14 protein-coding genes are annotated in these 21,325 nt (G+C 37.4%); 1 reads left to right on the top strand and 13 read right to left on the bottom strand.

What is annotated here, in order from left to right; translation table 11 throughout:
- The 10 genes from QZU83_RS01005 to QZU83_RS00960 form a co-directional block, all read right to left on the bottom strand.
- The gene (locus QZU83_RS01005) at positions 1-5,043 is read right to left on the bottom strand and encodes a cobaltochelatase subunit CobN (protein WP_295609094.1); all 5,043 of its coding nucleotides are present in this window, start codon (positions 5,041-5,043) and stop codon (positions 1-3) included.
- Positions 5,044-5,305: 262 nt separating this feature from the next.
- A complete protein-coding gene (locus QZU83_RS01000) occupies positions 5,306-6,670 on the bottom strand; it encodes an MATE family efflux transporter (RefSeq protein ID WP_295609093.1) in 1,365 nt (454 codons plus the stop codon).
- Between the two features lie 27 nt (positions 6,671-6,697).
- Positions 6,698-7,498, bottom strand: a complete 801-nt coding sequence (locus QZU83_RS00995) for a hypothetical protein (RefSeq protein WP_295609092.1) — start codon at positions 7,496-7,498, stop codon at positions 6,698-6,700.
- The gene (locus QZU83_RS00990; RefSeq protein ID WP_295609091.1) at positions 7,495-8,271 is read right to left on the bottom strand and encodes a hypothetical protein; all 777 of its coding nucleotides are present in this window, start codon (positions 8,269-8,271) and stop codon (positions 7,495-7,497) included. The genes QZU83_RS00995 and QZU83_RS00990 overlap by 4 nt, the downstream gene beginning before the upstream one ends.
- A gap of 89 nt (positions 8,272-8,360) precedes the next feature.
- Positions 8,361-10,685 (bottom strand): RyR domain-containing protein, encoded by a 2,325-nt coding sequence (locus QZU83_RS00985; RefSeq protein ID WP_295609090.1) that lies wholly within the window; start codon positions 10,683-10,685, stop codon positions 8,361-8,363.
- 13 nt (positions 10,686-10,698) lie between these two features.
- Positions 10,699-11,499, bottom strand: coding sequence for an SIS domain-containing protein (locus tag QZU83_RS00980; RefSeq protein ID WP_295609089.1), 801 nt, complete (start codon positions 11,497-11,499; stop codon positions 10,699-10,701).
- 290 nt (positions 11,500-11,789) lie between these two features.
- Entirely contained in the window at positions 11,790-14,282 is a 2,493-nt protein-coding gene (locus tag QZU83_RS00975; RefSeq protein WP_295609088.1) for a BspA family leucine-rich repeat surface protein, read from the bottom strand.
- A 189-nt stretch (positions 14,283-14,471) separates the two neighbouring features.
- A complete protein-coding gene (locus tag QZU83_RS00970; protein ID WP_295609087.1) occupies positions 14,472-14,972 on the bottom strand; it encodes a nitroreductase family protein in 501 nt (166 codons plus the stop codon).
- The gene (locus QZU83_RS00965; RefSeq protein WP_295609086.1) at positions 14,973-16,529 is read right to left on the bottom strand and encodes a ClC family H(+)/Cl(-) exchange transporter; all 1,557 of its coding nucleotides are present in this window, start codon (positions 16,527-16,529) and stop codon (positions 14,973-14,975) included. It lies immediately after the preceding gene.
- A gap of 213 nt (positions 16,530-16,742) precedes the next feature.
- Positions 16,743-17,804, bottom strand: coding sequence for an NAD(P)-dependent alcohol dehydrogenase (locus tag QZU83_RS00960; protein ID WP_295609085.1), 1,062 nt, complete (start codon positions 17,802-17,804; stop codon positions 16,743-16,745).
- A 421-nt stretch (positions 17,805-18,225) separates the two neighbouring features.
- Between QZU83_RS00960 and QZU83_RS00955 the strand changes: the two genes are divergently transcribed.
- The gene (locus QZU83_RS00955; protein ID WP_295609084.1) at positions 18,226-19,638 is read left to right on the top strand and encodes a sodium:alanine symporter family protein; all 1,413 of its coding nucleotides are present in this window, start codon (positions 18,226-18,228) and stop codon (positions 19,636-19,638) included.
- Between the two features lie 43 nt (positions 19,639-19,681).
- Here the strand turns inward: QZU83_RS00955 and QZU83_RS00950 are convergent, their stop codons facing one another.
- From QZU83_RS00950 to QZU83_RS00940, 3 genes are all read right to left on the bottom strand, one after another.
- Positions 19,682-20,260: a flavin reductase family protein gene (locus QZU83_RS00950; RefSeq protein ID WP_295609083.1), complete on the bottom strand. Its 579-nt coding sequence runs from the start codon at positions 20,258-20,260 to the stop codon at positions 19,682-19,684.
- A gap of 19 nt (positions 20,261-20,279) precedes the next feature.
- Complete coding sequence (locus tag QZU83_RS00945; protein WP_295609082.1) at positions 20,280-20,504, bottom strand: transcriptional regulator; 225 nt, start codon at positions 20,502-20,504, stop codon at positions 20,280-20,282.
- 336 nt (positions 20,505-20,840) lie between these two features.
- Complete coding sequence (locus tag QZU83_RS00940; protein WP_295609081.1) at positions 20,841-21,236, bottom strand: hypothetical protein; 396 nt, start codon at positions 21,234-21,236, stop codon at positions 20,841-20,843.
- Positions 21,237-21,325: the final 89 nt, after the last annotated feature.

The raw sequence follows: 21,325 nt of genomic DNA, 5'->3' as shown, positions 1-21,325 counted from the left end.
CTAGATAATTTTTTCATTATATAGCTCATCTAATTTACTTGAATTTTTATCTTCATCTTTGTTTCTAAAGTAACCGACTCCAATTATTAAAATTAAACATACCACTCCCAAAACTGCAATCAAGCTCATTCCGACTTCACTTGCAGACTGCTGAGTTACGGGATTAATTTCAATTGATTTTTTAACGTCAGCTCCCTGTGCAGAAGATCCGCCTACATCACCTGATGGAGCAGATTCACCGGCATCAGAAACTGACTGTCCGTTTGAAGCAGAACTGGACTGTGAAAACTGATTGTTGCTTGTGGTTGTTGAGTTAGCTGAAATTGTTGAAGATGAAGTGGAACCTTTAATCGGATTAGGAGTTGATGCCTCATTGTTTGAAGGGTCCGTATTTTCAGGAGGAACACTGTTGGTGTTATTTAAAAATACGGGATTTTGAGTTGCATCATACAATTTAGGCAATAGCTGAGCCAGTATATCCGGATTTACATATTGAACTGCCCACTGCATCATAGCAATATTACCGCAGCTGCAGTCACAGCATGCAACACCGTTCTGAACTGTTGCCTTTGCCCATGTATTTGCGATGTCACTAAGTGTAGCCTTATCGGCGTTCCAATATCCTTCATGAGCTGCAGTCAACATGGTACCGCTCATGGAAATAAGTGAATATGCATTATTTCCGCTCATCAGCCAATCTTTAACACCCAAACCATATTTATCCTTATAATAGGTGTTGTAAACCCTATTCCACAAGTCATCAGATACTGAAGCTGGTCTTGTTACCTGCCAGCCGTATAAATTACTTACGAATTTGTTTGACATGTAACGGGCTCCGCTGTAGCCTTCGCCCATCATGCCCTTAATCCAGTTAGGGTTGTCGTATCTTGCAGCAATTTCGCGATACATTACCTCTTCCAGGGATGAAACATATGCATTGTCCTTATCCGCATACATCAGCACTTTCATTTTAGGGGACTTGCCTGAAACATTTTCAACAGCCATGGACAAACCTCCCCAATAATCAAAGAAGTCATCGTTGTCCAATACCCCATACTGATTGGTGTTACGGCTTGTAACTACTGTATCTGAATTTGACAGTGCCCTTAAAAATACCAAGGAGTTTGTATCTCCCCAATACTTTTTGGAATACATGTTTCCCATTCTTCCCAGATAGAACTGTGCCAGTTCGTCGGTATCGTTCCAAGTCCATGACATTGATACCAGTTTAGATATTCCTGCACCGTAATCACCGTTAGGAGGTGCAAAAATACGGGTAATGGCACATTCTCCAGCATAAGTTGCATTATAGCCAATGCTTAGATAGTACTTGGTATCTTCTATCCAATGTTTTGCAACATAGTTGTCGCTTATTGCTTCATTTGAAACACCATAATAATTGATGCTTTCCATAACTCCTTCCAAAGCCTGTTTCAAATCATTATCTTTCATTAATGTCTTATTGTTGATTAATGTGAGGTATGATCTTGCAAGTGCGACCCTATATGCGTTATCCATCAGGATTGACTGGGAAGAGTATAAATCCCTGAACAAACCGCTTGTAATTACAGTTACGTCAATTCTTTTCTTGGCCCATCCGTCAGGACGGGTTAAATCATTAAGTTTGATTACTTCAGGCATTGCGCCTACCTTTTTACCTGTCGGATTTCCTTCATCGTCATATCCTGCACTTGATGAATCTGTCCAGACAGGTTTCATTCCAAGCAGGTATAAAACGCTTGAAACCAATGCTCCATCATCCCTTGCGGTTTCCACACACCATATTCCCATGATAACCTTTTCAGTCTCATCATCAAGGTCGGATAGTGTTAATAGTGCAAGGGTCTTTCCGTATTCCCATGCCTCTTGTGTCGGAAGCTCACTGGACTGGTCCTGGAACATGTTTGCCCCGGTTGGAAGGATGCTTGGTTTTACTACAATTTCTCCACCTTCACCCACTGGAACGTATCGGCCGTTCAAACCGTTTATCATGGCATTGAGTTCATTTGAAATACTCAGATTTATCAATTCAATGTAGGATTTAGCTAGATTTAAGCATGCCATTACCTTGGAATCGTTGAATTTGGCATTTTCTGTGGCAAGAACCTCACCGACAGTTGCCGCATCCCAATAGATTAATGCCTTTGCAATGTCATATGATTTGTTTAAGATGAATTCCCTTTCAAAAGCTGATAGGGAGGAATATTCCTTTGAGAAATAAATATCCGAAAGTTCACCAAACAGATTAAGCACACCTTCATTGTTTTCCAGCACATGATCCCTTGACAGCATTGCACTTACTGTGCTTGCTATGTCCTGTTCGCTCCAGGCATCACCCAATGCATGAAGACCCAAAGGATGGAGCGTGTCCTGGGTGGTTTTAAGGAAAGTGTTGACCTTATCCATCAGGGAAGCGAACTTAATAGTTTTGACTTCACTTTTATTAAGTCCGAGATTGGTTGAATAATCATTGCTGATTATCAGATTGCGGATTTCATTTTCCGTGCTTTTTTTAGGGTTTTTATTGTAATCATTGATTAAATTAGCTAAACTGGTTAAATTACCATATAAATGTGTATATGCCATTGGAGAGGTTAAATGTGAAATTATAACGGCAAAACCTCTTCTTTTAGCTTGAATAGCTTCTGCCAAACCATCACTGATATAGAAATATAACTGCGGAACATCACCGACAACAACGGATCCATAGTCAGTTGATGAGAGAAGAATTTCCTTTCCAGGCAACCATTCGTGTGTAGCGTGCCTTCCCACAAATATCATTGCATTAGGATGTGATTTCTGCATGTAGTAGTAAGCCGCCAGATATTGGTGTGTTGGAGCGACAGCAGTACAGTGGTACAGGTTTTCAATGTCTGCCTCCCATCCCCTTTGAGGTTCGGGAGCTATGAATATGTTTCCAAAGGTCAGACCGGGAATGACAAAATAATCTGTACCGTTTCTATTGATTACCATCACGTTTCCTGGAGCTTCACCCCAACCGTTTAATCCTGAAATGTTTAATTTAATAAATTCATCATAATACCTTAAATATAAATCATAATAATCTCCAGATTGTGTTTTTGCATAATTTTTTAAGCTTGACACAATATTGTCCAATGCCTTTTTGGCTTCACCAGCCTTTTCATCCGGTAAAAGTGCAACAACCTGATTTAACCAGTCATCGATTGTATCGGATATTGTTTCGGTGTAGTTCAGCTCAACGGCACGTCTTGTCAGCTCGCCTATGTATGCGACAGTACCGTTTGTCACCTGTATTTTTACAATATCATCCAAAGAGTTAAACCATGATGTGTATTCCTTTACTGGAAGCAGTGTAACTTGCGGACGGTTTGCCAGTTTTGCAAGCTCGCCTGGTGCCCATGTAGCGACATTTATACCGCAGGAAATGATTAAATCTTCCAGTTCGGATACATTGTTCGGCAGACTGCCGACGTCATATCCCTCTTCCTTTAATGTGAGAAGAATGTTGTAAATACTTTTAATAGTATCCAAATAGCTTGAACCGATATTCTGTTTTCCAGGAGGATAATTGTAATATATGATGGAGAGCAGTTTCTCGTCATTTGCAGTGTATTTCAAGTCAACCCATGAGTCAATCCTGTCAGCCAAAAGCTCGATATTGCCCTTATGAGCAATGTATGTTGTGATTTGAGCTCCAGTCAGGTTTGAAACATAGCTTGAAGCGCCTCCAATGAATGTTGCATCGATTATCCCCTGTGTTTCGGCAATGGTAATGTGCCACCATTTGTCACTCTTTTCTGTTGTAAGACCGGTTGAACCAAGTTCCCACCGTTCATTTGAAACATAATCCGAGTGGACTGCCCTGAATACAGGAACTCCTGCCTCTTCAAAAAAGTCTGTCGCTTTGGTGAAATTTTCACCTCCGACACCATAGGCAACCATGGAAACTATTGCATCAATGTTAATGTCGTATTTAGATGAATCTGCCAAAAATCCGGATATGTCACTGCCTGCATCTGTCCATGATTCAACCATTACCTTAAGCTGGTCGGCAGACCCTCCTGCAGCAAAAACAGGAATGACATTATATCCCCTGGATTCCAAAGACTCTATAATTGAATAGCAGGTATGCAGCTGCTGGGATTCAATATACATTGTACTTTCAAGCACTCCAACTGTCCTGTTGAAGTTCGGATTGAAGAAAGTAGCTACATATTCATCTAAGGAGTACCATCTGTCCCTGTAGATGCCGTAGGTTTTAGAGCCTGTAAACACAGGTTTTTCAAAACTGACATTGACGCCAAGGTAATTGAGAATGTAGAGAATCTGATTTTTCAAATTGTCCTTGTCGTTCAGGTCCTTATAGAGAACAAGCTGATTTAAAATAGGGCTGAAACCTTTCGCATCATCTGTCAAGTAACTGTTGACATTAGAGTATGATATTCCTCTTTTAGTGTTTTTGAAGTATTTTATTAACTCTTCGTTGGAATATGCTGCAAAGATTTTGTTGTAGTTCAGGGTATTGTTCCTAAGAAGCTTGATTGAACTGGAATCAGAATTCAGATTACCTGAAGGAGGTTCCAATATCAGAAACATTTTTTTATTGGATAAACCGGGATTTTTTGATAAGACGCTTGTTAGAACTGAATCCACATCACTGCTGATCCACTCCCCGACAAAAGCGTCACAGCCAGACAGCAAACCTTTCAGTTCATTTTCATTCATTGCCTTAATCTGCTCACCGCTTCTGATGATGAGATTTACATTGTCAAGTTTTTTCTCATCGTGGAGTTCCCAGCCGGCCTTATCTAAAATATTGGTTCCGGGATTATCGCTGATTATAAATAAAGTAGTATTTTTAGAATCTGATAATTCATTTTGTGAATTATCAATTGAAATCTTATCCTCATCACAATATTCATTGCTTAAAACTTCAATTCCACTATCGTCATTTACTAAAGTATCGTTTGTCTCGGCAAAGGCAACCTGCGAGAACAGCAATAATGACAGCATCACCAGAAGTGCAATAAGAATATTGTGTTTTTTTCCATAAAATTTCATTTTTTTTACCTCTTAAATAAAAGGTCGAATATGTAGTAAATTTTTAAACAAAAATATTACTACAAATGATAATTTTGTAATAATTTATAATATATAATTTTCTAAAAAAAGTAATACGAAATAGCTTAAAATCGGCAAAAAAGTATTAACTATTGTTTAAATATGGAAATTGTAATACATAGTATTTAAATAACTAAACAAAAAGTAATACTTTCTCAAAGTATTACTAAAACCCTTAAAATAAGAAAAAAAGTAATACTTTTTAATAGCCGCACTGCCTTTTGAACTTCATATTAAATATCCAGATGCAGGCAAAACCCAGAATCGAACCTATGTTCATGCCGATTATGGCACCGAGATATACTCCGAAAACGCCCATAGACATGGTTATTCCCATCACATAAGCAAAGGCCATGCTCAAAACCAGTTCCCTTAAAGCAGTCAGACCCAATGATTTAAATCCTGCTCCGACACCCTGATAAGTATATGCGGCAGTGGCCCCAAACGAAATAAGACAGTTGTAGAAAACCAGAAGCCTTAATATTTCGGCAGCACGCTCAACCAGAGCGGGATTGGCTGTCTGGAAGTTGAAAAGACCACATATCGGATATGCGAACAAATAAAATATAGCACAAATCGCCAATGTTATTGTCAGACTCAGCAGAGTGGAGTATTTGATTGTCTCGTTGAAGTTCGGCCAGTTGCGGGCGCCGTATGCAACCCCTGAAACCGTTATTGTAGCTATTCCGATTGCCATGCATGGCAGAAATGCAATGCAGATGAACCTCCAGGCAATGGTAAAGGATGCGACTTCCCCGACACCTGCGGTTGTCATGATGAGATAATTCAGGATGATGGCAACCAGTGCAAATATTATCTCCTCCGTTCCTGCCGGAAGAGAAACGACAAGGATTTCCTTATAGATTTCAAGATTGCGCCTATAATTTTTAAGCTTGAATTCAAAGAAAGTGTCCTTTTTAATGAAAATCCAGTAAATCATCCACAGCCAGCCGATTAAGGAGGCTATCACTGTTGCAAGGCCCGCTCCGAAAATCCCCAAATCCAGACCGAAAATCAGTATGGGATCCAAAATCATGTTTATGATGGCAGTTAGAATCAGAGGATTGGTTGCCCTTTTGACATCCCCTTCTGCCCTGAATATGCTTGAGGTAACGTTCGGCGCAAGAAAAACAATATTGAGAAGAAATATGATAAATCCGTAGCTCACGCAATATAACTTTACCGAAGATGCACCGAGAAGCACGACCAGGTCATCCAAAAAGAAAATGCCCACAATCAAAACAATTAAAGAAACGATTCCCATCAAAATCAGTGCATGAACAACGGCATTGTTTGCATTGTCAAACCTTTCGGCGCCGACATATCTTGAAATAAGCGAATTGGCGCCTGCACCAACGCCGCTTCCAAGACCTATGATGACCAGATATAATGGAGATATGAATCCCAAAGCGGCCAGCGCATCAGCATTGATGCCTGAAACCCAAAAGCTGTCAATCAGATTATTCAAAAACATCAGAAGCATTGAAAAAATGGTTGGAAATGCCAGAGTGTTAATAGCTTTTCGAGGATTTCCGACAATCGTTTCAATATTATCATTTGTCTGCATCAATCATATATTTGCAGAGAGAACAGATTAATCTTTCTTATTCTTTTTAACCAGCTCTTCGAGATGGTCAAACTTATCGTTGGCATATCTCATTACAATGGCAACGGCCAAAGTGGCGGTACCCACACCTGATAAAAGAAAACCGCTCCAAACCAGTATCAGCGCATTTATTTTTCCAAATGTTGAATTTCCCAAAACCGAATAACCGTTACTTGTAAATGCATTGGAAACCATTGCAAGAGAATCAAGAGGCATAGTATTTTCAACAAACATCGTAATGAAGAAACTGACAAAGACTATTCCAAATAAGAACAGTATAGTGATTCCTAAACTATTGGTCTCAGTGTAATCGAGGAATTTGTGAAAATACAGTCTAATAAGATATAGGAAGACAAATATATGGAAAAAGTCCATAAAACTAATGAAGTTATTATAAAACATTATATATGACAATGAAGCGAAAGGAATTATCAAACAGTAAGCCAGCTTGTTTTTGGAAAATGAAATGTCCCCATTGATTACCGCATACAATGAAACAATAATGTCCATAAGCAATAGATTGATGGAGTTTTCACGCCAGCCAAATATGATATATATTATATTCGTAACAAAAATCAAAATCATTATAAGGTAAAATACCTGTTTGACGGTTGAGGCTTCCTCTTCGGGAAGATATTCATCAATATTCAAGAACTTGGAATTTTTAAAGCGGGATTCTGATTTGATTTTGTCATGAACAAATTTTCCGACATACGCCAGAACAAGAAAAATTCCCAATGATAATATAAACTGAAATATAAGAATTATAAGTATCTCTTCCCAGTTCATTGCTCATCACCTTCGTCAATCAATCTTTCAAGCTCTTCAAATCTTTTATTGAAGTGCCTCATTAAAATGGCTGCAGTTAAAGTTGCCGTACCCGCACCTGATATGATATATCCTCCCCATACCAGAAAAATACTGTTAATCTTACCAGGAATGGATTGGCCCAAAACAACATATCCGTTACTTGTAAATGCATTGGAAACCATTACAAGAGAATCAACTGCATTGGCCTTTTCAACCACCTGAGTAACGAAAAAACTAATGAATACTATTGAAAACAGAAGAAGTATGGATACTCCCAGACCGTTTGAATTGGTAAACTCACTGAATTTATCGTAATAATACTTAATGAAGTAAATGAAAACAGGAACGTGAACAAGGTCCAGCAGACTCACCATAGAAAATCCGAATATAATGTAATTCAGGGACCCCCATGGAACCACCAAAAATAATATGATCTTGTTTTTCAGGGAACTCTTCTCATATGTGATTGCAATATATAATGACAGGCCCACATCAAACAGTACCATATAGATATAGTCAGCATTCAGTATAAAAGTATAAATTACAACAATAAAACAGGCACTTAACATGATTAGATAATAAACCTGCCTTAAAGTGAATATCTCATCATCTGGAAGAAATTCATGAATATCCAGATATCTGTTATCGGAGTTTTTAACCTTATTGAATACAAACACTCCTATAACTGTCGCAACAGAAAAAATAATCAGTTCAAATAAGAATTGAAAAATTGAATTGCCCAATATGTCCACTGATATTCACCATTATTAATATATAGCAATAATATAATTTAAATGTTAAATATTTAAAAAAAAAAATAGAAAAAGAGTGAATAAGAATTTTATTCACTTTTGACAATTTGTAAACCTACCTCATCACACATGTCCGGCAGATTTCTGAATGTGTTCATATTGTTTTCCTGAAGTTCCTCATCCAAATCTTCCCATTTTACCAGATTTGGAGAGGTCTTTTCTTCCACATCAAGAGGCCCGTGTCTCCAACCCAAATCATACTTGAGCATACACCAGCCGTAATGCTCTCTTTCGGCAAAATGTTCCAGATCATGCTCATCAAAGTCACCGCTTTTAATGGCATCAATCTTGTCATTCTTGTCAATTATGTCATAGCCCCTTTCATTCAATATTTTAATAATGAAATTGGTTTGCTTATAATTGGTATATTTAACATAGTCAGGGAGTTTCTTAAAGTTATCTTCAGAGCTCAATTCAGGGTCATATTCATCTTTTTCAATGTTTTTCTCAAAGTATTCCTGCATTTTATAGGTAAGCAATCTGATTTTGCTTCTTACCACTTTCAATCCTAATGAATTTAAAAGTTCAGGAATTATTACAATCGTATCAACATCATACTGTTTAATCTCATCGGATAACTCATCCCATCCCACAATGTTAGGGTTTTCACGTAAAACTTCATCTTTTACAGGACCGTATGTCCAGCCGGTACCTCTTTTTTCCCTACACCATTCCTGATGTTCAAAGATTGCCAGGTTTTCAATTTCCTTCTCATCCAAGTCTTCAAAAGTTATCTCTTCACGTTCATCATCCTGAGGAGCAATCTCACAACCTATCAGATTCAATTTCTTAGGAATTGACCTGGCCTGTCTGAGATTGGATAACTTATATTCCGGAGACAATTCATTGAACTCCACCAGGGAGTTGTGGGATATTTCAAGATTTTCATCTATTTCCTCACCGCTCTTGACGGCCTCATCATAGTCTTGATTAATACGGTTGTTATAGTTGGCATTTATCTTGCTTGCCAGCTCTTCGATATTTTTAATCAGAATATCCGGAGCTTGGATTTCCTCAAAATCAATATTTCTCATGATGCCCTCTTCAATGTCCGGTTCGACATCACTGGATACGAAAATGCCCTTTACAAATATGGATTCAATATCCAAAACATTGTTGATGAAGTCCCTTTTATCTTTGGAAAATCCTAAGCCCATTGAACCATTTTTTATAATGTAAATTACATCCATGGAATTTTCCCCAATGCTAATGGACAGTTCATTTACATGCAATTTCTGCTTATCAATCTGACCGAATGGCTGCCTGTTCCATTCCTGAAGCTCATCACACAAAATCAGCAGATATGCAATAGGATTGGATTTAGGAGAGAGTTTTTTTAAGTTAAACGGATCTTTCTGCAGGGTTTTGTTGTAATAATTATGCAACAGTATTGCTGAAGCACTGTCCACAATAGGATAGAAGAAGAATATGTTATTCTTATCATATTTCTGCAAAATTTTTCCATATGAGTTCAGGACCAAGATAGCTGAATAAAAACCATGGTCGATGAAATCCTTCTCTCTCATATAATAGATAAAGCCGTCTAAATGTTTTTTCAACAATCTAAATTTCTCATTGTTGAATTTGAAATCCTTTGCCACTTTATGCGCTAAAATATCTGTAGGCTTATATAAATCCAAGACTTTGGATCTCTTGTTTCTTTTACGGTAATTGTCAGCAAAATCATAAGGGTCCATCTTTACAATGGAATTGAATTCATCGAAATCATCAAAATCAATTCCTAGGTTTACACTGTATGAGTTTGAAATGGACTTGACACCATCATTGATTATCTTTTTAAGCTGCTTTCCAACAATTTCAAAAGGATAACCTATATCATGCAAAAGGGAGGCCACTCCCCACCGGTATAAAAACTCCTCACGGGAAACTTCATTGTTTTCATGACCGTAATACTTTTCGTACTGGCTTTTCTTTACATAGTTTTTGAATGCCCTTCTGTATCTTTTGTTTTTAGTGTAAATGGCCAAACCCAATAAGAAAACATTGACGGAATGAATGAAATGGTCCCTTTGCCTGTCAATCAGCTCCCCTGTGTTTTTTTCGTATTTTTCCATTACATTTAAAAGATTTAAAAGCGTGTTAGGTTCACTTATAAGATTTTTATTATCTTCCCTTTTGGATTTATCCTCACCTGTTATCTGATAAATCATGAAAAAGGACCTGTATACCTCTTTTGCAGTGTAATCGCTTTCAAAATTTAAAAAAACATCAATACTTGCTTTCAAAATGCCTTTATAATCATGCCTGCCGTCATAATCATCATATAATTCCAAGTCATTGAAAAAGTCATCAATGTAATTCTTAAAATTATAGATGTTCAGTTCTTCGCTCATTGAATTTTCCACCTTAAATTGCACTGCTTAAAACATCATGATAAGATTTCAAGTCTTTTTCACGTAAATTCAAACTTTGCATCAGTTCTGTTACTAAAGCATCGAGTAAAACCAATGCTGAGACTTCAAAAGCGGTTCCCATTAATATTAACTCCAATGGACGGTAAATGTTACTGATTCCTCTGATTTCTTTAGGCAACTCATTAATCTCTTCCCATAACTGATTACTTGAGAGATCTGAGGATTTTTTAGGAAGGGCTTCGATTTTGCTTCTGACTTCCTCATCGCTTTCAAAGTTTATTAAAGCTCTTGGCAGAGTCTCCATGAAATCCTTAACATCACTGTCTTCAAGTCTAACCAGAGTCTGAGGAAGGGAGTCAATGACTATTCTTGCGTCTGCCTTTTGTGCAAGTTCGCTTTGGGTATTTCCACATACCGCAAGGAATTTGACATTGTCTATTTTGGAATCCTCTACGATTTGAGTGATTGAATTGGATTTACCTGATTTTGAAATAATGATAATGATATCTCCGTCCCTGACCGGAGGAGCTATTGTTTCATTGAATACATAGACATAAAAACCCAAATGCATAAGTCTCATCGCAAATGATTTTGCAACAAAACCTGACCTTCCGGCACCCGCCAGAAATATAGTGGTTTTTCTCTCTGACACCACACGCCTGTTTGAAGCTGAAAGAATAACATCTCTAAACTTGGCAATTGATTCTTCCTGATTAGCTACAACTGATTTACACATTTGAAGATTTTTTAGGATTTCATCTAATGATAAATCCATATATTTTAACTCAGACATATTAATAACCCTTATTTAAGCTTTAAAATTATAAATTAGTTTTACAATTTTCCCTTATTTAAGAGTATCTTCAACATTATTTAAATTATTATCTATTGGAATATACATCAGCAATCATGAAAGTTTTACCGTTGAAAAATGAAGCAGAATTTATAAACTAAACATGAAAGATTTTGAAATCAAAGCGACTGCAACAGTATTGCCTGGATTGATAATAATTAAGTTATCTGAATCTTTTTTTAAAAATCAGCTGATATATTAAAAAAAAATGGTTTAGGGTGTGGGAAATGTTATTCCTCATCAGTATTTTGAGAGTCTGCTTCCTCATCAGATTTTTGAGGAACTTCCCCCTCATCGGTATTTTGAGGCTCTTCCTCATCATCAGAACTATGAGTAGCTTTTTCATCATCATTTTCTTTTTCTATTTCTTTAATTTTAGACCATTCAGGAGTTTCTTTTAGTGAACTGCAATCTCCAAATATCTGATCCATATTCTCAACATTTGAAACGTCCCATCCATTAATGGCCGATACGTCCTCCAATGACCTGCAGTCAAAAAACATATGGTCCATTGCAGCTACATTTGACACATTCCATTTTTCTAATGCTGAAATATCTGATAATCTTCTGCAGTGTTCAAACATACCTGCCATTGTATTTACATTCAAAACATTCCATTTTCGCAATGCTGAGATTGATTCCAGTGCAATGCAGCCGAAAAACACTCCATTCATATTTTCGACATTGCTAACATCCCAATCTTCCATTGAGATTACGTGAATAATTGAAATGCAGTTCCAAAACATTGCCCTCATGTATTTAAGACCTGATACGTCCCAGTTCTTGAATGCGGAATTGTCCAAAAGGGACAGGCAGTTTAGAAACATTCCGTTCATGTTTTCAACATGACTTACATCCCATGAGGCCAGCGGTGAAATATCCCTCAGCAATTTGCATCTGTGGAACATGAAATTCATGTCACCTACATTTGAAACATCCCACAGTTTCAGAAATGTGATGTCCTCAAGTGATTCGCATTTTGAAAACATTGCAGTCATTTTTTCAGCCTTATCTACTCCAAAGGCAAAAATGGCTTCAAGGGAAGTCAAGCCCATATACTTTTCAGTCAAATCTTCTACACCTGACAGGTCCTCATTGACATACAGTATGTCCCGCCTGTTTTTTACCTGACTCCATTCAGTCAGGTTTGTTCCATCCTTCAGGATGATTAAGACTTCAAGATCTCCCAAGTCAAAAATATCGTCGGTTGTTTTGTTGAGTCTGTTGAATTCCTTTATATGTTTGCTCATTCCGCTGAAGTGTCCGTTTATACACCATACCGGATAATTGCTTATGGATTCGCAGTTTTCAAATACTCCTTCGGCACTTCTAATGCTTTTAAAAATCCAGAAATCAAGACATGATGCATCAGTAATGGATGTGCAGTCTTTAAACATCCTGTCGGCTAAAATCACATTGCCAACATTCCATTTTTTAAGAGGGCATAAATCAGCAAGCTCTTCACACCCGTCGAAGGTTTCTTCCATAGATTCTATTTTGGAGACATCCCAACCACCTATTGGAGAAATGTCATTCAAGGATATGCAATCTTTAAATAAACCTGTAAGCCTGGTTACGCCGGAAATGTCCCAATCCTTCATGGCTGAAATGTCATTCAATGACTCGCAACCATGGAACATGTCATAAAATGTTTTTACATTTGAAGTGTTCCATTCTGCCATTGGGGAAATGTCTTCCAGTGATACGCAGTCACAAAACATTTCAATCATGTTTTCAACACTTGAAACGTCCCATTTTTTCAGGGCGGAAATGTCATCCAATTCGTAACAGTCGGCAAACAGCCTCTCCATGGAAGTGACGTTTGAAACGTCCCAATTTTTAAGCGGCGAGATACTGGACAGCGAGCTGCAGCCATCAAACAGGCCACTTATTCTTGTAATGTTTGAGACATCCCAATTTTTAAGTGGTGAAATATCATTTAAAGATGAACAGTCACTAAAAAGTGACAGTAAACTTGAATTATCTGTCATTTTAGATAAATCCCATTTTTTAAGCGCTGAAATCTTTTTTAGGGAACTGCAACCTCTAAACATTGCAGTAATATTGAATGCACTAGACGGATTCCAATCCTTTAGGGCAGAAATTTCCACTATGGATTCGCAAAAATCAAAAATGCATGCCATGTCCCTTACATTGGAGACATCCCATTTTTTCAAAGCGGAAATGTCATATAAAGAGTAGCACTCGGAGAATATGTAATGCATGTCCTCTACATTGGAGACGTCCCATTCATCGAGTCCTGTCAGCTCCACTATGCTTTCACAATTTCTGAACATGTTTGACATATTCCTAAGGCCGGAAACATTCCATCCTTCCAGTGGGGAAATATCCTCAAGGGATTTGCACCCCTCAAACATCCTGCTCATGTTTGTTACATTAGACACGTCCCAGTTTTTCAGGGAAGATATGTCTGCCAGTTCCTCACAGCCTGAAAACATTCCCTCCATATTGTCCACATCCCCAAAACCGAATGCAACAATAGCTTTAAGAGAAGTCAAACCGGCATATCTATTGGCAAGATTGGTCTGGCCAAATAAATCTTCAGTTATATAGATAATATCATCCTTATCATCCACATATTCCCAACTGGTAAGATTTGACCCGTCCTTTAGAATTATTAAAACGTTTAAATCGTTCAGTTCAAAAATGCTCTGAGTTGTTGTATTCAACAGCTCAAATTCCCTAAGTTGTTTACTAATCATGAGTTTATCTTCCTGACTTTACAAATAATCAATATGTATTATATTTTACTAGTATATAAACTATCTTTATTTTTTCATAGCTTAAATATATTTTCTTACCCTATAATCCCAATGCATGACTAGAAACAGACATATTCATAACATTACATACAAAAAACTGCATTTTTTCATTCAAATCAGTTCATCGATTTAGAATCTGTCAAAATGAACCTTTGATTTGTCATACCTTAATTTCACTTCACTGTCCTGTGCAGGCCAGCCGACACATATAACCGAAAACGGAATGCAGTAATCCGGAATTTCAAGATACTCCTTAAGCCTTAAGGTCCGCTCTTCAATCGGATGAAAACCCAGCCAGACTGCACCCAGACCCTCATGAGTGGCCTGAAGAAGTATGTTTTCATTGCATGCGCCAAGGTCCTGCTCTATCATTGCGATGACTTTGGCTTCATTTAAGTTCCCTAAAGTGATAATCAAGTGTGATGCATTGGCTGCAGGCTTAGCAAACTTATGCATTTCGGAAATTGCCCGCTTATCCTCAGTTTCTGATACGACAATGAATTCCCACGGCTGTGAATTACATGAGGAAGGAGCCTGCATACCTGCTTTAAGCAAGTTTTCAATCAGCTCGTCCGGAACTTTCTCCTGTTTAAATTTACGAACGCTTTTTCTCTTAAAGATTATACTCATCTAACCACCAAATAAATCTTCAATCTCTTCTCTAACATACGGATAGTCATTGCTGTCCGTCAGCACATGTATCTGGTCGCCGTATTTGATATGGAAATCTTCAGTCGGAATGATGTATTTTCCGTTCCTTATTACAGACACCACTATTGCATTTTTCGGGAACGGAACATCCTTAATTTTAAAATTGATATAATTACAGTCCAGGGGAACCAGATATTCTGACAGTACATGTTTTGAAGTTTCCTTTACAAATTCCCTGTTTTTGGCTAAAAGCAACCTGTCATAAAGTGATTCATAAATTGGTTCGTTTCCTAAAAGGGTCGGAACAACATAAGCCAACAGGGACACAATAATCATGGCCACAAGGGATTCTGTCGAACCGCACATCTCTGCTATCAGCACAACACCTGTTATAGGTGACCTTACTGTTGCGGCAAAAAATCCTGCCATGGAGATGACTACAAACTTGTAGATTAAATCCTGCTCAAAACCGAAAATCGGAACAACAGCAGATCCGAACACCGCACCTATATAAGCTCCTAAAACAAGGATTGGTAAAAATATGCCTCCAGGCGCACCTGATGAGAATGAAAACATTGAAAACAGGTATTTCAACACTAAAAGCATTACCAAAACACCCAGTGAAGGCATCGCTATATCCAGCATGTCCATCATGAAGTGTCCGCCGTCGCTTATTTCCGGAATGGTCAGCGCAACAACACCAGATACCATAAACACCAATACGAACTTGAGCCATGACGGAATCCTTAAACGGGACATAAAATCACTTGACTTGATCATTCCAACATTATAAACATATCCCAAAAGACCTATTAAAAGTCCTAAAACAACCAAAATCCAATAATATCCAAGTGGAATATTTGGAATTACGAATGTCAGTGCTGTAGACTGACCAAATATCAATTTTGAGATGAAATCAGACACTATGGCAGATACAAGTGCAATGAACACCAGTGTCTTGTCAAATCCATGATTGATTTCCTCCAAAACAAACAATACACCTGCCAGAGGAGCATTGAATGCCGCTGTAATACCGACCGCCGAACCTACAAGAATCAGTCTTAGCTCATCGGTTTTGGAACCTTTGAAAAGTTTTGCCACACCTTTTCCGGCCATACCACCAATCTGAACAGACGGACCTTCAGGACCAAGTGACAGCCCACCCAAAGCTGTCAGCACACCTGCAACAATCTTAGAAAAGAGTACCTTTGCCCAATTGGCTTCCATATGGCCCTTTACTTCAGCATAAACCTGAGGTATTCCGCTTCCGGAAGAGTCAACTTCCCATTTTGTCAGCAAATCTATTAAAATGCCCATGATGGCCAGAGCAATGAAAAATAAAATAATATATAATAAATTTCCACGTATTACTGTTAAATATTCTCTTAAAACATGTTCTGATCCGTAAAGTAAAAATCTGTATAAACATACCATTAATCCTGCAAATATGCCTACCATCACTCCCTGAATGGTGAGACGAAAAATATATTTCGGATTTTCGGCCACAGATTTCATTGTTTTTTCAAGAGCTTTCATCAATTAATATTTTAATATAATCATATATGAAATTATCATAATTTTTAAAAAAATAGCTGATATTCATGCAACATCATTTTGAAAGAATAACCTTCAAATGGCAATTTTTATATGGATATTTTAAGATTTAGAAACCTAATATCCTCCTAAAAAAAGTAAAATTGTTTCCTAAAATTTTTAAAAAAAAAAGTAAAAAGCTATAAAAATTATAGCTTATTCTAAAATAACAGCAGGTTTAATTAAATCACGTGGTTTGTCCCTCATGATAATCATAGCTTCATAGATGTCATCGAATTTGGTGAATCTGTGAGTGATTAATTTACTTGAGTCAAATCTTCCGTATTCAACTAATTTTACAAGTTGTTCCATTCTGGCACGTCCACCAGGACATACTCCACCACGGATTGTTTTATCTGCAAGTCCAGCACCCCATGCAAGTGCAGGCAATGGAACTTCAGCAACGCCGTCATAGTGATTTACATTACCTAAAACACCGCCGACTTTAAGTACTTCCAATGCTTCACCGACAGTGTTTGCGCCACCACCGGCGACAACTACTTTGTCTACACCGGCACCATCGGTCAGGTCCATGATTTGCTGTACTGTATCACCATCATGATAATCAACTATATCTGATGCACCGTATTCTTTTGCGACTTTAACAGACACAGGTCTGCTTCCGACAGCAAGAATTCTTGAAGCTCCCATAAAGTGTGCTCCTGCTACGCCCATAAGTCCTACAGGACCAATACCGAATACTGCTACAGTGTCACCAGGTTTGATTTCTGCAAGTTCTGCACCGTAAAAACCGGTGGTCATCATGTCTGAAATCATTACAGCCTGATCAAGTGAAACGTTATCCGGCAAGTGTGCTAAATTACCGTCTGCCTGATTTACATTAAAGTGTTCTGCGAATGTTCCGTCCTTAAAGGTAATGAAGCTCATTCCAGTACCCATTCCGTAACAGTGTTGACCGAATCCTGTTTGTCCAGGAACTGTAAGCCAGTCAGGAGTGATAGCAGGTACGATTACACGGTCTCCAGGTTTGAAGTCTTTTACATGGCTTCCAACTTCTTCAACAATACCTGTAGCTTCATGTCCTAAAATACGGTTTGGAGCATCGCTCATGTAAGCATTTCCCCATACGATGTGTACATCTGAAGTACAAGGAGCAAGTGCAATAGGTTTTACAATTGCGTCATATGGTCCACATTCAGGATCAGGTTTTTCAACCCAGTCCATTACATCTTGATCTATTCTTGCAAGTCCTCTCATAATTTTATCTCCAATGAATTTTTAGATGTTGAATTAAGCAACATATAACATATAGTTTACATTTGAAAATATTTAAATATTACTTATTTAACTGAATACAATTCAAAAAAATAAGAAAAAATTTACAAAAAATAAAAAAGTGTAGTTTTTTTAAATAAATAAATAAAAAAAAACATTTAAATATTAATCATATGTTCACATCAATCTCGTCCAGCTATACAAAAGTTTATTTCCAATTGCCCTATGCAAAATTAAATAATTTAAACAAAAAAAATAATTTATTAATATAATAAAAACAAAATATCACATTATAGAAAACAAACAGCATTAAATAATAGAATAAGATGCAAAAATGAGCATATTATTACAGATATATAAATAAATACAATATTAATAATTTTTGTTTAAAAAAGAGGATATTATGATAGACATAGTCGCAATATTAACAGCAATTGATGATGTCATGTACTATCCCATATTGATTATTGTCATGGCAATAGCAGGATTGTACTTTACTGCAAGAACAAAAGGCGTACAGATTAGATTATTCCCTGAATCCATAAGGATCCTGTTGGAACCGCCAGACAAGGAGGGTTCAGTATCCTCCCTGCAGGCAATGCTTGTATCAACCGCATCACGGGTGGGAACAGGAAACATCATTGGTGTCTCTACAGCAATCTGTCTTGGAGGTCCGGGAGCATGTTTCTGGATGTGGCTAATGTGTCTTATTGGCGCTTCTTCCGCATTCATTGAAAGTACACTGGCTCAGATTTATAAACAAAAAGATTCTGAAGGCCACTCCTATGGAGGTCCTGCCTATTACATCGAACAGGGCTTGAAAAAACCTAAAATAGCATTTCTCTTTTGCATATTCCTAATCGCAACCTATGCTGTGGGATTCAATTTATTGTGTTCCTTCAATCTTCAGTCAACATTCATGGATTATCCGTTCTATAATGCGACCACACCAGTAATCGTAGGCGGACTGTTGGCTATCGTGACTGCATACTGCCTGTTTGGAGGTGGAAAAAGAATCATCAGAGTCACAAGTACCGTAGTCCCATTCATGGGAATAGCATATGTTTTAATCGCCTTAATCATAATCATTCTCAATTATCAAAACATTCCATCAATGATTATGCTAATTTTCCAGGATGCCTTTAATTTTAAAACTATATTGGGAGGATTTGCAGGATCATGTATTATATACGGAATAAAAAGAGGACTGTTTTCAAACGAGGCAGGTGTAGGTTCTGCACCGAACGCTTCCGCTTCTGCAAACGTTTCACATCCTGCAAAGCAAGGTCTCGTGCAGACATTATCCGTTTATATTGATACAATGCTCTTATGTACAGCGACCGCATTGATGTGTCTTTCCACCGGAGTGGCAAGGGACGTAAGTGTTTCCGGTGCTCCATATGTGCAGAATGCAATTTCCACAGTTTTCGGAACTGCAGGTCCTGTATTCATCACGGTGGCGATGGTTCTTTTCGCATTCACAACACTTATAGGAAACCTCTATTATGTGGACAATGCGCTGATATATTTAAACGGCAAAAAGAAACCTTCAAAAAAATTCATGAACATGTTCTATATTTTCGCTACCTTAATAGTCTTTGTAGGAGCCCTCATCCCAATGGATGCCGCATGGGCAATGGCAGACATTACCATGGGAGGAATGACCCTGATAAACCTTCCTACATGTATTATTTTAAGTAAAATCGCCATAGACTGTCTTAAAGATTATGAAAAGCAGAGAAAGACCAGTCCAAATCCTACATTTAAAGCTTCAACAATAGGATTTAGCGAAGAAGAACTTGATTTCTGGAAATGACCTTTCCAGAACAACCTTCTCTTTTTTTAAAAAAAAACAGTTTTTAATCTCTAAACTTTAGGCCAACCTTGAATCCGTCGGCTATTTTTCCACCCATTCCATAATATGAATGGTTAATGTCATCCCAGGCAATTGGATTTACCTTTTCAAAAATGATTTTGCCCTTTTCATCCACAACATCCTCATCGGCCTGAACATTGACAATCTCGCCAGTGATTTGGGTGTGTGAACCTACTTCTGCAATATTCATAACTTTGCATTCAAGAGACACCCTGAATTCATTGATTATCGGAGCGTTGACTTTTTCACCCCTTTGATGGGAGAAACTGATTTTAGCCAATTTGTCTTCACGATAACCTGATTCAATACCCAAATAATCGACTTCAGCCACATGTTCAACGCTTGGAAATGCCAGACAAAATTCTTTTGAATGCAAAATGCTTTTAAGGGTTTTTCTCTTCAATGTGGAATTGATTGCAATCATCACTGCAGGAGGACGGTGAGAACACATTGTTGCAAATGCCAGAGTGCATGCGTCAGCTCTTCCTTGCTCATCATATGCGCTTGCAACAACCGCAGGAGCGGGATACATCATGGTGTGATTTTTGACATTTACTTTCATGGTTATATATTAATAAGAGTTATTTCATTTCATCGGCTATTTCTTGACCAGTGGAAGTCAGTCTGTACAGTCTTCCCTTTTTGGCTTCCTCATTGATACATTCCACAATTTCCTCATTTTTTAATTCACTTAAAACCTTAGAAATGTGATTTGTTCTGATTCCGGTATCCTTAGCTATCTGTGTGGGAATCTTAATTTCATTGTTTAATGCACTGACTGCCTTAACCCTATAGGTAGACCCCATTACAAAGCCAAGCTTTTTTAATGTTTCATCATCTATATTAACACAACCTTTTACTTTAATAACTCGATTTAAATATTTAAGTTTATCTACAAAAATCTACAAACGTAACCTCAAAATGTTAGTATCATCAAAAATCTAAAACAGATGCTGGTATAATATTTAAAACGCCAACCACTATAATTTCTGTGCATTCATAAAAAAACTGAGAGTCAAGAGGCATAATAGCTAGTAGTAATGGAAACAATTTATCACAGATTTTTACAATTTCCAAAAAAAGTAAAAGAAATAGAGATTCCGAAGTTAGTTAATGATGTGCTATATGCACATTTCATCAATTTAACTTTTATCGGCCCAATAGCTCCATTCTCCGGTTACGGCATCCTGAGCGTAAACATATTTTCCGCCCTCTTCTTTTTCATGGTAACTGCCATCAGTATCATATTTGAAATACTTGCTATCCGGACTGTTGTAATCTATTTCTTCCGGTTCACTTGAACCTGAAGAATCAGCAGCATATGATTCTTCTGCCTCGGATGAGGAAGTTTCGCCTAATCCATTATTGTCCAAAGTGACATTGGTAGTATTGGCAGTGGCATTAGTAGTGTTAGTGATATTAGTGACATTAGTATCATTATGGTTATTTTGCTGTTGTCCCATTAAAAATCCGAATGATACAGCCATCAGAACAATAATAACTACAAGACAGATAATTATAATATTTTTTGTATCCATTTACCAACCTCAATTATATTGTTAATTAATATTTTGTAAACAGGATTATATACATATTTAGGTGATTGATTTACTAATTTGCGACAATA

It is taken from the genome of uncultured Methanobrevibacter sp. (assembly GCF_902771435.1).
In the GTDB taxonomy this organism is placed as follows: Archaea; Methanobacteriota; Methanobacteria; order Methanobacteriales; family Methanobacteriaceae; genus Methanocatella.
The sequence above is the reverse complement of the archived record's forward strand: the minus strand, read 5'-3'. Positions and strand labels throughout refer to the sequence as shown.

Coding starts and splice junctions, on each gene's coding strand:
- QZU83_RS01005 (WP_295609094.1), bottom strand. CDS start 5,043: ATGAAATTTTATGGAAAAAAACACAATATTCTTATTGCACTTCTGGTG.
- QZU83_RS01000 (WP_295609093.1), bottom strand. CDS start 6,670: ATGCAGACAAATGATAATATTGAAACGATTGTCGGAAATCCTCGAAAA.
- QZU83_RS00995 (WP_295609092.1), bottom strand. CDS start 7,498: ATGAACTGGGAAGAGATACTTATAATTCTTATATTTCAGTTTATATTA.
- QZU83_RS00985 (WP_295609090.1), bottom strand. CDS start 10,685: ATGAGCGAAGAACTGAACATCTATAATTTTAAGAATTACATTGATGAC.
- QZU83_RS00980 (WP_295609089.1), bottom strand. CDS start 11,499: ATGTCTGAGTTAAAATATATGGATTTATCATTAGATGAAATCCTAAAA.
- QZU83_RS00975 (WP_295609088.1), bottom strand. CDS start 14,282: ATGATTAGTAAACAACTTAGGGAATTTGAGCTGTTGAATACAACAACT.
- QZU83_RS00970 (WP_295609087.1), bottom strand. CDS start 14,972: ATGAGTATAATCTTTAAGAGAAAAAGCGTTCGTAAATTTAAACAGGAG.
- QZU83_RS00965 (WP_295609086.1), bottom strand. CDS start 16,529: ATGAAAGCTCTTGAAAAAACAATGAAATCTGTGGCCGAAAATCCGAAA.
- QZU83_RS00960 (WP_295609085.1), bottom strand. CDS start 17,804: ATGAGAGGACTTGCAAGAATAGATCAAGATGTAATGGACTGGGTTGAA.
- QZU83_RS00955 (WP_295609084.1), top strand. CDS start 18,226: ATGATAGACATAGTCGCAATATTAACAGCAATTGATGATGTCATGTAC.
- QZU83_RS00950 (WP_295609083.1), bottom strand. CDS start 20,260: ATGAAAGTAAATGTCAAAAATCACACCATGATGTATCCCGCTCCTGCG.
- QZU83_RS00945 (WP_295609082.1), bottom strand. CDS start 20,504: ATGGGGTCTACCTATAGGGTTAAGGCAGTCAGTGCATTAAACAATGAA.
- QZU83_RS00940 (WP_295609081.1), bottom strand. CDS start 21,236: ATGGATACAAAAAATATTATAATTATCTGTCTTGTAGTTATTATTGTT.